Source organism: Pseudomarimonas arenosa, assembly GCF_014841215.1.
Lineage (GTDB): Bacteria > Pseudomonadota > Gammaproteobacteria > Xanthomonadales > Xanthomonadaceae > Pseudomarimonas > Pseudomarimonas arenosa.
On record NZ_JACYTR010000129.1, the window covers coordinates 1 to 2,257 of the forward strand.

A 2,257-nucleotide genomic window follows, 5' to 3' on the forward strand; every position below is an offset into this window, starting at 1 on the left:
CTACCCGAACGGAACGAACAACGATCAGATCAACGACTCGATGGCGCCCAACACCTTTCCGTTCGCCGACGACCGCTACACCTACGATTTGCTCGGCAACCGCCTGACCGACCAGCGCCAGACCCCCGGTGAGACCTGGCAGTACAACCCGAACAATGAGCTGCTGCACTCAGGCTTTGCAACCTATCAATACAACGAAAACGGCAGCACCACTGCCAAGCAGGACCCCAGCACGGGACAGTCGATTCAAAGCTACGCCTACAACAGCGAAGAGCGCATGAGTGAAGTGCGCGATGGCGAAGGCAATCTGGTCGCGGAGTACTACTACGATCCGTTTGGGCGGAGGCTGTGGGCCAAAGGGCTAGACCGTGCAGATAAAACGGCTTACCTAATGAGCGATGAGGGGTACGCAGGGTCAGTGGATCTGGGAGGAGAAACCGTGGGTTCGGTTGAGCTAATTGTGTTTCCACCCGATTCGGCTTGGGCATCTGATCCGATACTGACTACTCATGTTGAGAGTTCAACGGGTCAGCGAACGGTTGTGTACATGTTTAACGAGGGGCGTGGCGCAACCGGCGCCAGCCTTGTTTCAGGCGGCAGCATTGTGAGGAGTCAACGAGCTTCGTTTGGAGAGTCCAGCCATTTGATTACGCGTGAACTCAAATTTCCCGGCCAAGTTCATGATGAAAGAGCAAAGCTAACTTATAACTGGCATCGATGGTACGACTCCACCATCGGTCGTTATATTTCAGTCGATCCGAAGATGTTGAAGGGGTCGTTGAATTTATTCTCCTTCGCGGCGTCGAATCCGATGTCTTATTCCGATCCGGACGGCCGGTTAGCGATAACTCCAAGTTGCAAGAAATTTTCTCGTGCAATCGAATTTGCCGATTTACTTATGCGACTTCAACTGACTCGTTGTAGAGACCGTTCTTGCGGGGATTGCAAAGAATCCCAAACATGCAAACAAATTACCGAGTTCTTTGAAGCTATTGTAAAGGCTTCGGATACTACCCAAGTAAAGTGCGTCGATAGCTCGATCTACCAAGCGGATGACTACGTGACCGGAACGAGCGACGGCAGAGGAGGAAATGTTAGTCATGCGTGTGGTTGGATGCGAGGTTCCGGAAACATGACCCTGACACCCAGCGGGTTGAATCAGAACAGCGGTTGTGGTTGCTTGCAGTCCACAATATTTCACGAGTTAACACATTCAATCCTGAATATGCCGGCAGCTCAAGGAGCAGAAGATAGCCCCTTTTCCCCGGAGCACCAGGTAATCTATCCGTGGGAGGACACGTGCTTTGATTGCTCATCGGTAACCCGAGATTACTATACGATCCCGGAGTCAATACCAACTATGGAACCGATAAGCGTCTCATCAGGGGGTTAACGATGAAATACAAATTTGCACTAATTACTGCACTTCTTACTTATTCAACAGCTTCCTCTGCGTGTAAGTGCGCAAAGACGACTCGCGATCTCCTATTGGAAGCCGACAGGGTTTTAATTTGCAAAATGGGCAATACCGTAGCGTCAAGTGAGCTACGCGCTGATGATGTGTGGGAATTCCAGGACCAAGGGGATTGTTCGGTACGTTACCAGCTAAAAGGAAAGCTGCCTCCAATTATAAAATTGCTGTCACCGCAGCAATACAATAGTTCGTGTAATCCCCCCCGGCTCATTCCGGGTATGCACTATCTCCTGATCTTGGGGCGTTCAAATGAACTGACTCCTTGTTCAGGAACGCGCATTCTTTCCGACGACGAATCTGACCATCGCAAGATTGCGTTCGCAGTGGAGCGCGCATTGAATTCGACGCTGGAGGATTCAGTGGAGCTCGATCGTTTGATGAATCCATTCTTTAGCGGTGAAGTGCCATTGCCCAGCAATCGCTAGGGCACTGGGAGGATCGAAGAATGGGGTCACGCCTTGTATTGCCACAGTGGCCTCAACCCGCGATCGCCCAGACTCCGTCTACGACATTTGAGCGGCACCGGCCGTACCCGGACCCTGACCGGCCCCGACGGCGCCATCACCCGCTACGCCTTCGAGCCCGCGTAGCCCGCGTAGGGCGGGTCTTTGACCCGCCTCTTTGTGATCTCGGTTGGCCGCGGCCCGCGTAAGCGTCGTATTGCGAAGTCGGGTCAGGCCTAGCTTCGTAGCATCCAGTGTCGGTTTTAATCAAGATCAAAGTTAAGTGTTGCCACCATCAATCAAAGTGAAGCCTCCTGTGAGATTCCCTGCATTAATTCGC

At 52.3% G+C, this 2,257-nt stretch carries 2 protein-coding genes; both read left to right on the top strand.

All coding sequences use genetic code 11. The annotated features are described in order from the left end of the window. A partial coding sequence (locus IFO71_RS21480; RefSeq protein ID WP_192031740.1) for an RHS repeat domain-containing protein occupies positions 1–1,393 on the top strand: 1,393 nt, incomplete at its 5' end. A 2-nt stretch (positions 1,394–1,395) separates the two neighbouring features. After that, positions 1,396–1,899, top strand: a complete 504-nt coding sequence (locus IFO71_RS21485; RefSeq protein ID WP_192031741.1) for a hypothetical protein — start codon at positions 1,396–1,398, stop codon at positions 1,897–1,899. Positions 1,900–2,257 lie beyond the last annotated feature (358 nt).

Excerpts from the sequence above, each read along its gene's own strand:
- IFO71_RS21485 (WP_192031741.1), top strand. The coding sequence starts at position 1,396 with ATGAAATACAAATTTGCACTAATTACTGCACTTCTTACTTATTCAACA.